The organism is Pseudoxanthomonas putridarboris, from assembly GCF_038321125.1.
GTDB classification, from domain to species: Bacteria; Pseudomonadota; Gammaproteobacteria; order Xanthomonadales; family Xanthomonadaceae; genus Pseudoxanthomonas_A; species Pseudoxanthomonas_A putridarboris.
In genome coordinates, this window is sequence record NZ_JBBWWT010000002.1 from 113,166 (window position 1) to 127,849 (window position 14,684).

Consider the following 14,684-nt stretch of genomic DNA (forward strand, 5'->3'; position numbering starts at 1 on the left):
AAGATCGGCCATGGCCCCCGCCGGCCGTGCGGCGGAGGCATGCGGCATTCATTCGGGGGGACGTGCGGCACGCGGGTGCGCGTGCCGACGCGCAACGAAAGGGCGAAGGCTATTCGGCGAGTTCGGAGCGGACGCTGTTGCGTTGCACGTCGTTGCGCTTTTCCTTGTGCTTCACCAGCAGGCGGTCGAGCTTGTCGGCCAGGATGTCGATGGCCGCGTACATGGTCTGCGCGCCGGCGTCGGCATGCAGTTGGCGCCCGGCCATGTTGACGGTGGCCTCGGCGAGGTAGTCGGGTTTGCGGGTTCCCAGTTGCGTACGGACTTCAAAGGGTTGATCGAAGTGGCGCTCCAGCCTCTTCAGCTTGGTCTCGACGTATTCGCGCAGGGCGGGAGTGACTTCGATTTCATGGCCGTAAGTCTCGATACGCATCGTGCTACCTCCTTCAGGTCAGTAATCCGCACCGCGGTGCGGGAGAGCGTGTCACCTGCAGTGACAACGCAAACAGGCTTGGGGTTCCGGCAATCTCCTCTGTGGTCGGGAATGTGGTGGACGCTTTCATCGCCCACAGGCCAAAGATGGACCCGAAACGGCCAACTATCAACCGGTGGCCGCAGATTCTCCGCGGGTGTTAGGAAAACGTATGGACGCGATGTCGTGCGCGTCACATTCGAGATGCGCGGCAGGTCAGGCGATGCGAACGCGTTCGTGCGAGGACAGGATGTTCATCGCTTCGCGGTACTTGGCCACGGTGCGGCGCGCGACGGGCACGCCGGACGCCTTCAGCAGGTCGGCCAGCTTGGCGTCGGACAGCGGCTTGCGCGGGTTCTCGCTTTCCACCAGCCGGCGGATCATGGCCTGTATGGCCGTGCTGGAGGCCTCGCCGCCGCCGTCGGTGTCGATGCCGGAGGCGAAGAAGGCCCGCAACGGCAGTGTTCCACGCGGCGTGCGCACGTACTTGCGGGCGATGGCGCGTGAAACCGTGGATTCGTGCAGGCCGACTTCCTCGGCCACGTCGCGCAGGGTCAGCGGACGCAGCGCTTGTTCGCCGAATTCGAGGAACCCGGACTGCTGGCGCAGCAGGCAGCGGGTGACCTTCAGCAGGGTTTCGCCGCGCGCTTCCAGGCTCTTCAGCAGCCAGCGCGCTTCCTGCAACTGGCCCTTCAGGTAGCCGGCGTCGCTTTCGCCGCATTGGCGGATCATCTGTTCGTAGCCGCGGTGGATGGTGACCCGCGGCAGCGTGTTGCCGGCCAGCGCCGCCCGCCAGACGCCGCGCTGGCGCCACACCACGCAGTCGGGCACCACGTAGGTGTCGTGCGAAAGCTCGCCCACCTGCGCGCCCGGCTTGGGGTCCAGCGTGCGCAGCAGCTGCACGGCTTCCTCCACCTCGGCCACCGGCCGCTTGAGTTCCTGCGCCAGCCCGGCCGCGCCGCTGCGCGGCAGGCGTTCCAGCGCAGTGTCGGCGATCTTCAGCGCCAGGGCCTTGCCGGGGGTGTCGTCGCTCAGTACCGACAATTGCAGGTGCAGGCACTCGCCCAGCGTGCGCGCGGCCACGCCGACCGGATCGAAGCGCTGCAACTGGTGCAGGACCACCAGGATCTCGTCTTCGCCGGCCTCGGTTTCGGGGCGCAATGCCTGCGCGATGTCGGCCAGCGGTTCGCGCAGGTAACCGTCGTCCTCCAGCGCGTCGATCAGCGCCGCGCCGATGCGGCGGTCGCGCGCGGACAGGTGCGACAGGTGCAGCTGCCACAGCAGGTGATCGTGGAGCGTATCGACTTCGGCGACGCGTTCGGCCTGGCTGCCGCCTTCATCGTCGTCGAAGGAACCGCCACCGCCCGAGGTGGCCCAGGGACCCTCGTCGGGCGACCAGTCGTCGTCACGGGCCAGCGTGTCGCGATCGTCCTCCGGTGCGCTTGCCTGTGCGTCGTGCTCGCTGCCCGCTTCGGAAGGGGCGGGAGCTTCGCTGTTCTCGGCCCAGTCCAGCAGCGGATTGGACTCGATCGCTTCGGTCAGCTCGATTTCCAGTTCGGCGGTCGACATCTGCAGCAGCCGGATGGCCTGGCGCAACTGCGGCGTCATGACCAACTGCTGTCCCAGCGATGTCTGCAGGCGTGGCTTCATTCCCGACCCATGAAACGCGTAGGAGCCAACAGGCACGCGCCGCGCGGGTCACAGGCGGAACGCATCCCCCAGATAGACCCGACGCACGTCCGGATTGGCCAGCAACGCGTCCGGCGCCCCCTGCGCCAGTACGCTCCCGGCATTGAGGATATACGCCCGGTCGCAGATTCCCAAGGTTTCGCGCACGTTGTGGTCGGTGATCAGCACGCCGATGCCGCGATCCTTGAGGTGTTTCACGATCCGCTGGATCTCGCCCACCGAGATGGGGTCCACGCCGGCGAAGGGTTCGTCCAGCAGCATCAGGCGCGGCTTGGCGGCCAGGGCGCGGGCGATCTCGCAGCGGCGGCGCTCGCCGCCGGACAGGCTGGCGCCAAGCTGTTCCGCGACGTGGGCGATCTGCAGTTCGTCCAGCAGCGAGGCCAGTTCGCGCTCGATGCCGGCCGCGTCCAGGTCCTCGCGCAGCTCCAGCACCAGCCGGATGTTGTCGGACACGGACAGCTTGCGGAACACCGAGGGTTCCTGCGGCAGGTAGCCCACGCCCAGCTTGGCGCGACGGTACATGGGTTCGGCGGTGATGTCCTTGCCGTCCAGCTCGATGCTGCCGGCATCGGCGGCCACCAGGCCGACGATCATGTAGAAGCAGGTGGTCTTGCCGGCGCCGTTCGGGCCGAGCAGGCCGACCACTTCGCCGGCCTCCAGGGTCAGGCCGAAATCGCCGACGACCTCGCGCTGCTTGTAGCGCTTGCGCAGTCCCTTGGCGGTCAACATCAGTTCTTGCCCTGCGCGTCCTGAGCGGACTTGGGCTTGATGACGGTGCGCACGCGGGTGCCGTCGCCGCCGCTCTGGATGTTGCCGGTCACGGTGTTGTAGACCATGCGCTGGCCGGTGTTGGAGCCGCGGTCGGACTTCACCGTGTAGTTGCCGATGAAGGTGATGGTTTCCGAGGCCATGTTGTACTCGACGCGGTCGGCCTGGGCGTCCATCCAGCCGCCGTCGTCCAGTTGCTGGCGCATCTTGACCTGCTTGCCGGTGAACACGGCGTGCGACGGGTCGCCGTTGCGCTGGGTCAGTTCGGCGCGCTCGGCGCTGATCTCCAGCGTGCCCTGTTTCAGGTTGACGTTGCCGATCCAGGTGGTGGTGCTGTTGCCGTCCAGCACGCCTTCGGTGCGGTTGGAGTCCAGGATCATGTCCTGGTTGCGGTCGGACGACTTGGCCAGCACCGTCGCCGGCGCGAGCAGGACGCCTGCCGCAAGCAGCAGGAACGGCAGCCGGGTGGCGTTAGCGGGCAGACGGAGGCGCATAGACGGACTTGACCTGGGACTTGAAGACGAAGGCTTTGGTCTTGAGGTTGGTCTCAAAACCACGACCGGTGAGTATAGAGCCGGGCTGGGTGATGGTCACCGTATCGTCGGACTGGGCCAGGTCGCGGTCGGGGAAGACGTTCAGCTGCTGGGTGCGGAACTGCATCGTATGGGGGCTGCCCTTCGGCGGCGTGCCGTGCACGTCCCCGCGCAGCCGCAGTTCCTCGCCCTTGGCCGACAACCAGCCGGTCTTGGACCGCAGTTCCCAGGAGCGGCCGTCTTCCTCGGGCAGCAGGAACAGCGGCGTGGTGATGGTGAAGGTCTGGTCGGCCGGGTTGCGGGCCATTTCCGGCGCGCGCACGGCCATGGCCTCGATGCCCTGGCTGTTCAGCGCGATCATCTCGAAATCGCGCATCACGTAGTCCGAGCGGTCGGCCGCCGCGCGGTCCGGCTCCGGGATGTCGCGGTTCTTCCACGCCGACCAGCCGCTGACGATGGCGGCCAGCAGCAGGACCAGGCCGAGGGTGGTGCGCCAGCTCATGCGGTGGCTCCTTCGAAGGCCGGGGCGCGTCCCTGCGCGCCCAGCAGCAGGTCGCAGGCCTCGCGGGCGGCGCCCTCGCCACCGCTGCGGCGGGTCTGCCAGTGCGCGTGCGCCGCGGTCCACGCATGGGCATTGGCCGGGGCGATGGCCAGGCCGACCGCCCGGAACGGCGGCACGTCCGGCAGGTCGTCGCCCATGAAGGCGACCTGTTCCAGGGTGATGCCCAGGCCCTCGCACAACGCCTTCACCTGGGCCAGCTTGTCCTTGACGCCGATGAACACTTGCGCGCCGAGTTCGTGGCCACGGGCCACGGCGGCAGTGCCGCCGCGCGCGGTGATGAAGGCGACCTCGATGCCGGCGCGCTTCAGCAGCACCAGGCCCTGTCCATCCTGCACATGGAAGGCTTTCTGTTCATGCCCCTCGCCATCCAGATACAGGCGGCCGTCGGTCAACGTGCCGTCCACGTCGAAGCACGCCAGCCGGATGCGCGCGGCGCGGGCCAACAGATCGTCGTCGAGGGCGTGCAGGTGGGATAGGGGCATGGGGTGGGAAATTCGGGATTCGGGATTCGGGATTCGGGATTCGTGCGATTGCAGGGCAGGACACATGTGCTTGCCTCTCCAATCCCGAATCCCCAATCCCGGCGTTTGTTACACCACGCGGGCACGCAACAGGTCGTGAATGTTCAAGGCGCCGACCGGGCGTTGTTCATCGTCCACCACGATCAGGCCGCTGATCTTGTGGGTCTCCATCAACCGCGCCGCTTCCACCGCGAGCTGGTCGGCGCCGATGGTCTTCGGCTGCCGGGTCATGACCTCGCCGATCCGGGTGCCGCGCAGGTCCAGCGCTGGATTGTCCAGCGTGCGGCGCAGGTCGCCGTCGGTGAACAGGCCCACCAGCGCGCCATCGCTGTCCACCACGGCGGTCATGCCGAGGCGCTTGCGGCTCATTTCCACCAGCGCCTCGCTCAGCGTGGCGCCTTCGTCGATGCGCGGCACGTCGTCGCCGGCATGCATCACGTCGGTGATGTGCAGCAGCAGGCGGCGGCCCAGGCTGCCGGCCGGGTGCGAACGGGCGAAGTCGTCGGCGGTGAAGCCGCGCGCATCCAGCAACGCGACCGCCAGCGCATCGCCCATCGCCAGCGAGGCGGTGGTGCTGCTGGTCGGCGCCAGGTCCAGCGGGCAGGCTTCGGCCGGCACGCTGACGTCCAGGTGCACGTCGGCCTCGCGCGCCAGCGTGGACTGCGGGCGGCCGGTCATCGCGATGACGGTGTTGCCCTGGCGCTTGAGCACGGGCAGCAGCATGAGCACTTCGTCCGATTCGCCGGAATACGACAACGCCAGCACCACATCGGCATCGGTGATCATGCCCAGGTCGCCATGGCCCGCTTCGCCCGGGTGCACGTAGAAGGCGGGCGTGCCGGTGGAGGCCAGGGTGGCGGCGATCTTGCGGGCGACATGGCCGGACTTGCCCATGCCGGTGCAGACCACGCGGCCATGGCTGTCGAGGATGGCCTGGCAGGCGGCCGAGAAGGCGCCGTCGATGCGCGCGGCCAACGCATCCAGCGCGCGGGCCTCGATCTCGATGACGCGACGCCCGCTGGCCGCCAGGCTGGCGGGCGTGACGGACTCGGTCAGGGGAAGCGGCTGGGACATGCGGAGGCGGGCGCCGAGGGTAGAATGGCCGGGTATTTTATTAGGAAAGCCCGTTGGACGCCGAAACCATCCGTAAACTGATCGAATCCGGCCTGCCCGGGGCCCGTGCCGAGGTGCAGGGCGACGATGGCGTGCATTTCGAGGCCACCGTGGTGACCGAGGCCTTCCGCGGCAAGCTGCCGCTGGCCCGGCACCGGCTGGTCTACGCCACGCTGGGCGAGCTGATGGGCGGCGCCATCCACGCCCTGGCGCTGAAGACGCTGACCCCCGAAGAAGCGGGCTGAACAGGTTGCTGGTTGTCGGTTCCCGGTTGCTGGCGGCAACAGGAATCCCGATCCGCGCCGCGCGTCCGTAACCAAGAACCTGCAACCCGCAACCAAGAACCCCATATCCATGCAGAAAATCATCGTCACCGGCGGCAACCCGCTCAACGGCGAAGTCACCATTTCCGGCGCCAAGAACGCGGTGCTGCCGATCCTGTGCGCCACCCTGCTGGCCGATGCGCCGGTGGAGATCACCAACGTGCCGCACCTGCACGATGTGGTCACCACCGTGAAGCTGCTGGGCGAACTGGGCGCCGGCATCAGCATCGACGAGGGCACGCTGGCGAAGGGGCGCGGCATCACCGTGGACCCCACCACCGTCAGCCGTTTCGTGGCGCCGTACGAACTGGTCAAGACCATGCGCGCCTCCATCCTGGTGCTGGGGCCGCTGGTCGCGCGCCACGGCGCCGCGGTGGTGTCGCTGCCCGGCGGCTGCGCGATCGGCTCGCGGCCGGTGGACCAGCACATCAAGGGCCTGCAGGCGCTGGGCGCGGAGATCACCGTCGAGAACGGCTACATCAAGGCGCGCGCGGCGCGGCTGAAGGGGGCGCGCTTCGTGTTCGACATGGTCACCGTGACCGGCACCGAGAACGTCATGGCCGCCGCCACGCTGGCCGAAGGCACCACGGTGCTGGAGAACGCCGCGATGGAGCCGGAGGTCACCGATCTGGCCGAATGCCTCAACGCGCTGGGCGCCAGGATCGAAGGCGCCGGCACCTCGCGCATCGTCATCCATGGTGTCGAACGCTTGGGCGGCGGTCGCCATTCGGTAGTGCCCGACCGCATCGAAACCGGCACCTTCCTGGTGGCCGCAGCGATGACCGGCGGCAGGATCACGGCCCGGCAAGCGCGCCCGGACACGCTGGAAGCGGTGCTGGACAAGCTGAAGGAAGCCGGTGCGGTGGTCGGGACCGCCGCCGGCAGCATCACCCTGGACATGCAGGGCAAGCGCCCGAAGGCGGTCAGCCTGACCACCGCGCCGTACCCGGCGTTCCCCACCGACATGCAGGCGCAGTTCATGGCCCTGAACTGCGTGGCCGACGGCGTGGGCGTGATCAACGAGACGATCTTCGAGAACCGCTTCATGCACGTCAACGAACTGCTGCGCCTGGGCGCGGACATCCGCGTGGAGGGCCATACCGCCATCGTGCGCGGCGTGGACAGGCTCAGCGGCGCGCCGGTCATGGCGACGGACCTGCGCGCCTCGGCATCGTTGATCCTGGCCGGCCTGGTGGCGGGCGGCGATACCATCATCGACCGCATCTACCACCTGGACCGCGGCTACGAGAACATCGAGGAGAAACTCGGTGCGCTCGGCGCGAAGATCCGGCGGGTGTCGTGAGCATGGCCGGCTTCCCGACACCTGCCGCCCGCCCGCGTTTCTCCCTGCGCCGCAAGGTGCTGCTGGGCTTCGTCGCCGTGTTGCTGGCGGCGATGGCGTGGCTGCACTTCACCGGCGCGGCCGGCACGCACGGCATCTCCAGCGAAGACATGGACTGGAACGGCGACGGCACGGTCACCGAATCGGAAATCGCCCAGGCGTTCTACGCCGTGGTGGTCAAGCAGACCAAGGAGGGCCCGCGCCAGTGCAATACCTTCGCGTGGCGCCGCAACGGTGAAACCATCCGCATGGACTGCAAGACCGTCTTCGACGCCGGCGCCGCCAGCGGGAAGGAATGAAAAAAGCCCGGCATCGCCGGGCTTTTTCCGTCATGGCATGAATCGGCTCAACGCCACGATTTCAGGTGCAGGTCGATCGCATCCTGACCGTTCTCGCGCTGCAGGATGCGCGCCGGCACCGGCGTGTCCGGCACGATCCAGACGATAGTCTGCTTGTCGCCGTCGGTGCGCACCACCTTGGTGGCGTCCTGCGCCCGTCCGCCGACGGTGATGCGTTCCTTGCCGGCGACCTGGTAGACCATCGGCTTGGCGCGGCCGTTCTCGACCATGCGGTAGTTCAACGGCTTGCCGGCGGCGACATCGCGCACGATGGCCAGGTTGACCAGCAGCGCATCCATGTCGCCGGCCTGCAGCTTCACCGGGCCGGCGCGGTCGGGCTTCACGTCGCCGGACCAGGTGGCCTGCGCCTTGCCCCAGTCGTACACGGTGTTGACGTTCTTCTTCTTGATCAGCAGGCGCGAGCTGTCGCTGCTGGACAGCGGGCGCAGGCGGCCGTCGTATTCGTCGAACACGGTCTTCTGGCTCAGGTCCACGGCCTGGTTGCGCACGCTGAGCGTGTACTGCCAGCGGTTGTCGCCCTGTGGCGCCAGCACCATCTGGCCCTCGCCGGACATGCCCAGCGCGCTGGCCTGGTACTGTGCGGTGAAGCCTTCGATGGCCAGCGCCGGGGCACTGGACGCGGCGAGCACGGCGGTGGCTGCCAGCAGGCGGAGGGGGGTGAAGGCGGTGGTCTTCATGCTCATGGCACTCCTTGGTATTCGACCAGGCGCAGATCGATGGTGTCCTGGCCGTTCTCCCGCTGCAGGATGCGCACGGGGGTGGGGACGCCGTCGGCGACCCAGAAAATCGTCTCGTCGTGGCCGCCGTTGGCCCGGCTCACGCGCAGGGCGCTGTAGCTGAGGTCCTCGACGGCGATGGTTTCCGGCTCGGTGGCTACCACATATTGGTAGTCGCGTACGCGGCCATTGTCCACCACCCGGTAGTTCAGCTGGCGGCCCGGCGCGGCGTCGCGGATCACCGCCAGGTTCATCAGCAGCGCGCTCATGTCGCCGGACTGCAGCGGCAGCGGCGCGCGGCGGTTCTTCTTGATGTCGCCCTGCCACTGCGCGGTGTTCGCATTCCAGTCGTAGGTGCCCACCATCTTCTTGCCCATGAACAGGGCATGGCGCACGGTGGCCTGGCTGAGCGGGCGGAAGTCCTCGCCGACGGTGTCGAAAACGGTGCTCTGTTCGATGTTCAGGCCGGCCAGGCGGGCGAAACCGCGCGTGCCTTTCACTTTCAGGTCGATCTGCCACTGGCGCGCATCGCGGTCGGCCACCTTCATGGTGGCGCTGCCGGCCAGCTTGCCCTCGTTGTACGCCTGGTAGCTGGCGACGAACGGCTCCAGTGCCAGCGCGGGAAGCGCCGGTCCGGCCAGGCACAGGCCAAGCAGCAGGAGTCGGGGGAAGGGGGCACGCATCGGAGGGGCAGAGGGGTCAGGGCAGCAGACAATCTGCAGAATCTAGGGACAGCGGTTTTAATAAGGGCTGACCATGACAGTAGGCCATGTCGCCCTGTTCAGAAAGCGCGCCCGTCGTGGCCAGCGCCAAGGTGGCCGTCAGCAACGCGTGTTCGCGCGGCAGCAGGCGTGCCGCCAGTGTTTCCGGGGTGTCGCCGGATTGCACGGGTACCCGGACCTGGGCGATCACCGCGCCTGCATCCAGTTCAGGCACGACGAAGTGCAGGCTGGCGCCATGCTCGGCATCGCCGGCCTCCAGCGCGCGGGCATGGGTGTGCAGGCCACGGTATTTCGGCAGCAGCGAGGGATGGATGTTCAGCAGGCGTCCCCGGAAGCGGGCGATGAAGGCATCGCCCAGGATGCGCATGTAGCCCGCGCAAACCACCCAGTCCGGCCGCGCATCGGCCACCGTGTCGGCCAGCGCGGATTCGTAGGCCGCACGGTCGGGAAAGGCGGTGGGTCTGGCGCTCCAGCGGCGCCCGGCCGGAACCTGCCGCAGCGCGGGGGCGTTCGGTCTGTCGGAGAACACGCCCACCACGTCCGCGTCCAGCCGGCCCGCCGCGATGGCGCGCAGGATGGCCTGCAGGTTGCTGCCACGGCCGGAGGCCAGCACGGCGATGCGGGCGGTCATCGCGCCACCCGCGGTCCGCGTTCGGCGCGCGCCAGCGGCCAGGCCAGCAACGCGCCCACGGTCGCCAGCAGCATGTCGGCATGGGCGTCCCACATGTCGCCCTGCTGGCCGTTGTAGGATTCGGCCGCTTCCGGCGACAGCAGCAGTGCGATGCCCCATTCCATCCATTCGTAGACCAGGCTGGTGCACATGATCAGCATCACCGCCAGGATGAAGGCCTGCCGCACCGACAGCCGTGGCCAGCGCTGGCGCAGCCAATGCCACGCGGCCGGCGTGAAGCACAGGCCATACACCAGGTGGATGAAGCGGTCGAAGTGGTTGCGCCGCCAGCCGAACGTTTCCGCGGGCGACCAGCCGAACAGCGCCTGCGACCATTGCTCGTAGGGCACGTTGGAATACAGCCAGCGCGCGCCGATGCAGTGCGCCATGATGAAGCCGCAGATCAATGCGAAGTGGGACGGCCGCAGCGGCCAGCGGCGGTCGTGCCGCCACAGCCAGACCAGCCCCAGCACGGTCAGGCTGCTGTGCATCGCCTGTTCCAGCGGCCAGCGCGGGGCGATCCAGCTGGCCGCGAACACGACCCAGGTGAGCGCGAACGCCGCCTTCTTCGCGGGCTGCATGGGGCCTGGGTCAGCCGATCTTCACGCGCTCGGCACCGCTGGCCGGCACGACTTCGCCGATGCGCCAGTGCGCCAGTTGCAGGCGGGCCAGGTCGGCTTCGACGGCCGTCAACCGGTCGGGCGCGACCACCAGCACGAAGCCGATGCCGCAGTTGAAGGTGCGCCACATCTCGCTGTCCTCCACCGCGCCCTCGCGCTGCAGCCAGTCGAACACCGGCGGCAGCGTCCACGCGCTGGCGTCGATGTCCAGGCCCAGGCCGTCGGGGATGACGCGGATGATGTTCTCGGTCAGGCCGCCGCCGGTGATGTGCGCCATCGCGTGTATCGGAGATTCCGCACGGGGATGCGCATCACCGTGCGCCTTCAGCAGTTCCAGCACCGGCTTCACGTACAGCGTGGTCGGCGCCATCAGCGCGTCGGCCAGCTTCACGCCGCCGACCTCGATGTCGGCCGGCCGGCCGGCGCGGTCGTAGATGCGGCGCACCAGCGAATAGCCGTTGGAGTGCGGGCCGCTGGATGCGATGCCCACCAGCACGTCGCCGGCGCGTACCTGGGCGCCGTCCAGCAGGCGGGATTTCTCCACCGCGCCGACGGTGAAGCCGGCCAGGTCGTATTCGCCGGGGCCGTACATGTCGGGCATCTCGGCGGTCTCGCCGCCGATCAGCGCGCAGCCGGCCAGTTCGCAGCCGCGGGCGATGCCGCCGACCACGGCCACCGTGGTGTCCACGTCCAGCTTGCCGGTGGCGAAGTAGTCGAGGAAGAACAACGGCTCGGCGCCCTGCACCAGCACGTCGTTCACGCACATGCCGACCAGGTCGATGCCGATGGTGTCGTGGCGGCCCAGTTGCTGGGCCAGCTTCAGCTTGGTGCCCACGCCGTCGGTGCCGGACACCAGCACCGGCTCGCGGTACTTGCCGGACAGGTCGAACAGCGCGCCGAAGCCGCCCAGCCCGCCCATCACCTCCGGGCGGAAGCTGCGCCTGACCAGCGGCTTGATGCGCTCGACCACCTCGTTGCCGGCGTCGATGTCGACACCCGCGGCGCGATAGGTCATCGGGGTGGGGGTGGGCGGCGTAGGCTGGGTCACGGGCGGTCGTCGGCGGGGCGGAAGAAGCGCGATTTTAAAGGAATCGGCGGGCGAAGCGGCCCTCCTGAACGGGCGACATTGGCGGCGGCGGGCCATTCGGGCAACAATTCGCATGATCCGTAGAGCACAAGGACGCTCGATGCGCCGCATTCCAGGTATCGCCCTCGCCGCCGCCCTGATGGTCATGGCGCTGGCCGCCACGTCCTCCGCCCGGGCCCAGGCCGACCTGCGCACGGAGGGCGACGCCGCCTCTGCGCAAGGCGTCTACCAGGCCGAAGTGGCGGTCAATGGGCAGGGCGAGGCCGAACGCCAGGGCGGCTTCGCCCGCGCGCTGGGCACGGTGCTGGGCAAGCTGTCCGGCGACCGCGGGGCCATGGCGCGCCCGGGCGTGGGCGCGGAATTGCGCAACGCGAAGAATTACGTGGCCAGTTACGACTATCGCCAGGACCAGGGCACTTCGCCCAGCGGCGCGCCCACGTTCCGCACCACGCTGATCGTGCGCTTCGAGCCGGAACAGGTCGATGCGCTGGCCGGCGCGCTGGGCCTGCCGGTCTGGCCGCAGCCGCGCCCCAAGCCGGTTGTATGGCTGGCCATCAACGACGGCAGCGGCCCGCGCCTGGTCGGGCTGCCGCAGTCCAACGCCGCGCGCCCGCTGCTGAACCGCGCGGTCGAACGCGGCTTCAGCCTGGGCCTGCCGGCCGGTGGCGCGGCGGAACAGGCCCTGGTGGGCGCGATCTGGCGCCAGGACACCGCCGCGGTCGCGCGCGCGTCGTCGCGCTACAGCCCGCCGATGCAACTGGTGGGCAAGCTGTATCGCGACAAGGACGCCTGGACCGCCGACTGGGTGTTCGTGGACGGCGGCAAGGTGTTGTCGACGTGGTCGGTGAGCGATGCCGACGCGCGCCGCGCGATGGCGGCCGGCGCCGATGGCGCGGCCGATGCGCTGGTGAAGCGTTACGGCAAGCGCGGCAGCACCGGCCCCGCCGGCACCTACCGCGTCGTCTTCAGCGGCATCGCCAGCACCGACGACTACCTGCGCCTGACCGGCCATCTGCAGAGGATGGCCGTGGTGCGCCGGATCACCCCGGTGCGCGCCAGCGGCGACACGCTGGAACTGGACCTGGAACTGGTATCGGGCCTGGCCGGCTTCCGCCGCATGCTGGGCGACGATGCGCCCTTCACCGGCGGCGAAGGCGAGCCGCCGGCCTATCAGATGCGCTGACCCAAGGACGCTGGATGGACCATCTTTCCCCTACACCGGTAGGAACCCTCGCACGCCGCTGGCAGTGGCTGTTGATCGCCGTCATCGCCGGCTGGCTGATCTGGCTGCTGGCGCCGGTGCTGACCCCGTTCGTGCTGGCGGCCTTGCTGGGCTGGCTGGGCGACCCGCTGGTGGACCGCCTGGAACGTTCCGGTCGCTCGCGCACGATAGCGGTGGTGCTGGTCTTCACCTTGATGCTGCTGCTGGTGGTGCTGGCGCTGGTGATCCTGGTGCCGATGATCGAACGGCAGATCGTGACGCTGATCGAATCGCTGCCGGCGTACCGCGACTGGTTCGTGCAGAAGGCGTTGCCGTGGGTGGAGCAGCGCACCGGGCTGGAACTGGTCACGTGGCTGGACCCGGACAAGCTGACGGAATGGGTGCGCGCGCACTGGCAGCAGGCCGGCGGCGTGGCCGCCACCATGTTCGGCTACTTCTCGCGCTCGGGTTTCGCGGTGATGGCGTGGGTGGCCAACCTGGTGCTGCTGCCGATCCTGACGTTCTACTTCCTGCGCGACTGGGACACGCTGGTGGAGCGCATCGCGGCGCTGGTGCCGCGCGACCACATCGCCACCGTCAACCGGCTGGCGCTGGAGTCCAACGACGTGCTGGGCGCGTTCCTGCGCGGGCAGTTCCTGGTGATGCTGGCGCTGGGCGCGATCTACGCGATCGGCCTGTCGGTGGTGGGCCTGAAGGTGGGCCTGCTGATCGGCATCATCGCCGGCCTGATCAGCTTCGTGCCGTACCTGGGCACGGCCACCGGCATCGTGCTGGGCGTGATCGCCGCGCTGGTGCAGTCCGGCGGCGATTGGCCGCTGGTGGCGATGGTGCTGGGCGTGTTCGTGGCCGGGCAGATGCTGGAAGGCTACGTGCTGACGCCGCGCATCGTCGGCGACCGCATCGGCCTGCACCCGGTCGCGGTGATCTTCTCGATCATGGCCGGCGGCCAGTTGTTCGGCTTCCTCGGCATGCTGCTGGCGTTGCCGGTGGCGGCCGTGGCCAACGTGCTGCTGCGCTTCGCGCACGAGCGCTACAAGCAGAGCCCGCTGTACGCCGGCGACCGGCCCTCGATCCTGCTGGATTCCTACATCGACAAGGGCAGCATCGACCAGGCGCAGGCGCGCGAACCTGAAGACAAGTGAGCGGTGGCGACATGACCGGCCAGGGCATCGGCCCGCAGATCCCGCTGGCGCTGCGCTATCCGCCCGACCAGCGCTTCGACAGTTTCATCCGCCCGCCCGAGGGGGCGCTGGCGCTGCTGGATGAGTTGATCGCCCGGCCGGGCGCCGAATGGATCTATCTTGCCGGTGCGTCCAGGACCGGCAAGACCCACCTGGCGCTGGCGTTGTGCGCCGCCGCCGAACAGCATGGACGGCGTGCCGCCTACCTGCCGATGGCGGCGGCGGCGGGTCGCGTGCGCGAGGCCCTGGATGCGCTGGAAGGACACGACGTGGTCGCGCTGGACGGGCTGGAAGCGATCGCCGGCGAGCGCGAGGACGAAGTCGCCCTGTTCGATTTCCATAACCGTGCGCGCGCCGCCGGCCTCAACGTGCTCTACACCGCGCGCGGCATTCCCTCCGGGATAGGCCTGGTGCTGCCCGACCTGCGCTCGCGCCTGCAGCAGTGCATGCGCATCATGCTCGACCCGCTGGACGACGACGGCCGCCGCGAGGTGTTGCGCGACCGCGCGCAGCGGCGTGGCCTGGTGCTGGATGACGCTGCGCTGGACTGGCTGCTGACCCGCACCGATCGCGATCTCGGCGCGCTGGTGGCGCTGCTCGACAAGCTCGACCGCGCCTCGCTGGCCGCCCAGCGGCGGATCACGGTGCCGTTCCTGCGCAGCGTGCTGTGACGTGCACTTGTAGGAGCGGCTTCAGCCGCGACCGCCGAAACAGAAAAGCCATTGTCGACCACGGATGGATGACGCGGGTGAACGCGGATAAAGCTTCATTGGCTCTATCCGCGTAA

The 14,684-nt window shown here is 68.8% G+C and carries 18 protein-coding genes; 6 read left to right on the forward strand and 12 right to left on the reverse strand.

All coding sequences use genetic code 11. The annotated features are described in order from the left end of the window. Window positions 1–109: 109 nt before the first annotated feature. From hpf to AAD027_RS04615, 7 genes are all read right to left on the reverse strand, one after another. On the reverse strand, window positions 110–430 hold the full coding sequence (gene hpf / locus AAD027_RS04585) for a ribosome hibernation-promoting factor, HPF/YfiA family (protein WP_341724846.1): 321 nt from the start codon (window positions 428–430) through the stop codon (window positions 110–112). A gap of 255 nt (window positions 431–685) precedes the next feature. Further along, window positions 686–2,119, reverse strand: a complete 1,434-nt coding sequence (locus AAD027_RS04590) for an RNA polymerase factor sigma-54 (protein ID WP_341724847.1) — start codon at window positions 2,117–2,119, stop codon at window positions 686–688. Between the two features lie 48 nt (window positions 2,120–2,167). Next, window positions 2,168–2,887: an LPS export ABC transporter ATP-binding protein gene (lptB, locus tag AAD027_RS04595; protein WP_341724848.1), complete on the reverse strand. Its 720-nt coding sequence runs from the start codon at window positions 2,885–2,887 to the stop codon at window positions 2,168–2,170. Beyond that, the gene (gene lptA, locus AAD027_RS04600) at window positions 2,887–3,420 is read right to left on the reverse strand and encodes a lipopolysaccharide transport periplasmic protein LptA (protein ID WP_341724849.1); all 534 of its coding nucleotides are present in this window, start codon (window positions 3,418–3,420) and stop codon (window positions 2,887–2,889) included. The genes lptB and lptA overlap by 1 nt, the downstream gene beginning before the upstream one ends. After that, window positions 3,398–3,961, reverse strand: a complete 564-nt coding sequence (lptC, locus tag AAD027_RS04605) for an LPS export ABC transporter periplasmic protein LptC (protein WP_341724850.1) — start codon at window positions 3,959–3,961, stop codon at window positions 3,398–3,400. The genes lptA and lptC overlap by 23 nt, the downstream gene beginning before the upstream one ends. Continuing rightward, window positions 3,958–4,503: a KdsC family phosphatase gene (locus tag AAD027_RS04610; RefSeq protein ID WP_341724851.1), complete on the reverse strand. Its 546-nt coding sequence runs from the start codon at window positions 4,501–4,503 to the stop codon at window positions 3,958–3,960. Before AAD027_RS04610 ends, lptC begins: the two co-directional genes overlap by 4 nt. A gap of 108 nt (window positions 4,504–4,611) precedes the next feature. Next, window positions 4,612–5,616 carry a KpsF/GutQ family sugar-phosphate isomerase gene (locus AAD027_RS04615; protein ID WP_341724852.1) on the reverse strand — a complete coding sequence of 335 codons (1,005 nt, stop codon included), beginning with the start codon at window positions 5,614–5,616 and terminating at the stop codon, window positions 4,612–4,614. A gap of 53 nt (window positions 5,617–5,669) precedes the next feature. On the opposite strand from AAD027_RS04615, the gene AAD027_RS04620 reads away from it, so the two are divergent. The 3 genes from AAD027_RS04620 (at window position 5,670) to AAD027_RS04630 (ending at window position 7,619) form a co-directional block, all read left to right on the forward strand. Beyond that, on the forward strand, window positions 5,670–5,900 hold the full coding sequence (locus tag AAD027_RS04620) for a BolA family protein (protein WP_341724853.1): 231 nt from the start codon (window positions 5,670–5,672) through the stop codon (window positions 5,898–5,900). Between the two features lie 109 nt (window positions 5,901–6,009). Next, window positions 6,010–7,281, forward strand: a complete 1,272-nt coding sequence (gene murA / locus AAD027_RS04625; protein WP_341724854.1) for a UDP-N-acetylglucosamine 1-carboxyvinyltransferase — start codon at window positions 6,010–6,012, stop codon at window positions 7,279–7,281. A 2-nt stretch (window positions 7,282–7,283) separates the two neighbouring features. Further along, window positions 7,284–7,619 carry an EF-hand domain-containing protein gene (locus tag AAD027_RS04630; RefSeq protein ID WP_341724855.1) on the forward strand — a complete coding sequence of 112 codons (336 nt, stop codon included), beginning with the start codon at window positions 7,284–7,286 and terminating at the stop codon, window positions 7,617–7,619. Window positions 7,620–7,666: 47 nt separating this feature from the next. Here AAD027_RS04630 and AAD027_RS04635 read toward each other — a convergent pair whose 3' ends face one another. Genes AAD027_RS04635 through purM form a run of 5 tightly spaced genes read right to left on the reverse strand, consistent with a single transcriptional unit; the run spans window position 7,667 to window position 11,455 of the window. Then, window positions 7,667–8,356 carry a DUF3108 domain-containing protein gene (locus tag AAD027_RS04635; protein WP_341724856.1) on the reverse strand — a complete coding sequence of 230 codons (690 nt, stop codon included), beginning with the start codon at window positions 8,354–8,356 and terminating at the stop codon, window positions 7,667–7,669. A 2-nt stretch (window positions 8,357–8,358) separates the two neighbouring features. Next, the gene (locus AAD027_RS04640) at window positions 8,359–9,078 is read right to left on the reverse strand and encodes a DUF3108 domain-containing protein (RefSeq protein ID WP_425605391.1); all 720 of its coding nucleotides are present in this window, start codon (window positions 9,076–9,078) and stop codon (window positions 8,359–8,361) included. A 16-nt stretch (window positions 9,079–9,094) separates the two neighbouring features. Continuing rightward, on the reverse strand, window positions 9,095–9,748 hold the full coding sequence (purN, locus tag AAD027_RS04645) for a phosphoribosylglycinamide formyltransferase (protein ID WP_341724857.1): 654 nt from the start codon (window positions 9,746–9,748) through the stop codon (window positions 9,095–9,097). Then, the gene (locus AAD027_RS04650) at window positions 9,745–10,368 is read right to left on the reverse strand and encodes a DUF2238 domain-containing protein (protein ID WP_341724858.1); all 624 of its coding nucleotides are present in this window, start codon (window positions 10,366–10,368) and stop codon (window positions 9,745–9,747) included. Before AAD027_RS04650 ends, purN begins: the two co-directional genes overlap by 4 nt. A 10-nt stretch (window positions 10,369–10,378) precedes the next feature. Beyond that, the gene (gene purM, locus AAD027_RS04655; protein WP_425605392.1) at window positions 10,379–11,455 is read right to left on the reverse strand and encodes a phosphoribosylformylglycinamidine cyclo-ligase; all 1,077 of its coding nucleotides are present in this window, start codon (window positions 11,453–11,455) and stop codon (window positions 10,379–10,381) included. Between the two features lie 139 nt (window positions 11,456–11,594). On the opposite strand from purM, the gene AAD027_RS04660 reads away from it, so the two are divergent. The 3 genes from AAD027_RS04660 to hda are packed head-to-tail and all read left to right on the forward strand — an operon-like array spanning window position 11,595 to window position 14,568. Then, window positions 11,595–12,677, forward strand: coding sequence for a DUF2066 domain-containing protein (locus AAD027_RS04660; RefSeq protein ID WP_425605393.1), 1,083 nt, complete (start codon window positions 11,595–11,597; stop codon window positions 12,675–12,677). 14 nt (window positions 12,678–12,691) lie between these two features. Continuing rightward, a complete protein-coding gene (locus AAD027_RS04665) occupies window positions 12,692–13,858 on the forward strand; it encodes an AI-2E family transporter (protein WP_341724859.1) in 1,167 nt (388 codons plus the stop codon). A gap of 11 nt (window positions 13,859–13,869) precedes the next feature. After that, window positions 13,870–14,568, forward strand: coding sequence for a DnaA regulatory inactivator Hda (gene hda / locus AAD027_RS04670; RefSeq protein ID WP_341725394.1), 699 nt, complete (start codon window positions 13,870–13,872; stop codon window positions 14,566–14,568). Window positions 14,569–14,684: the final 116 nt, after the last annotated feature.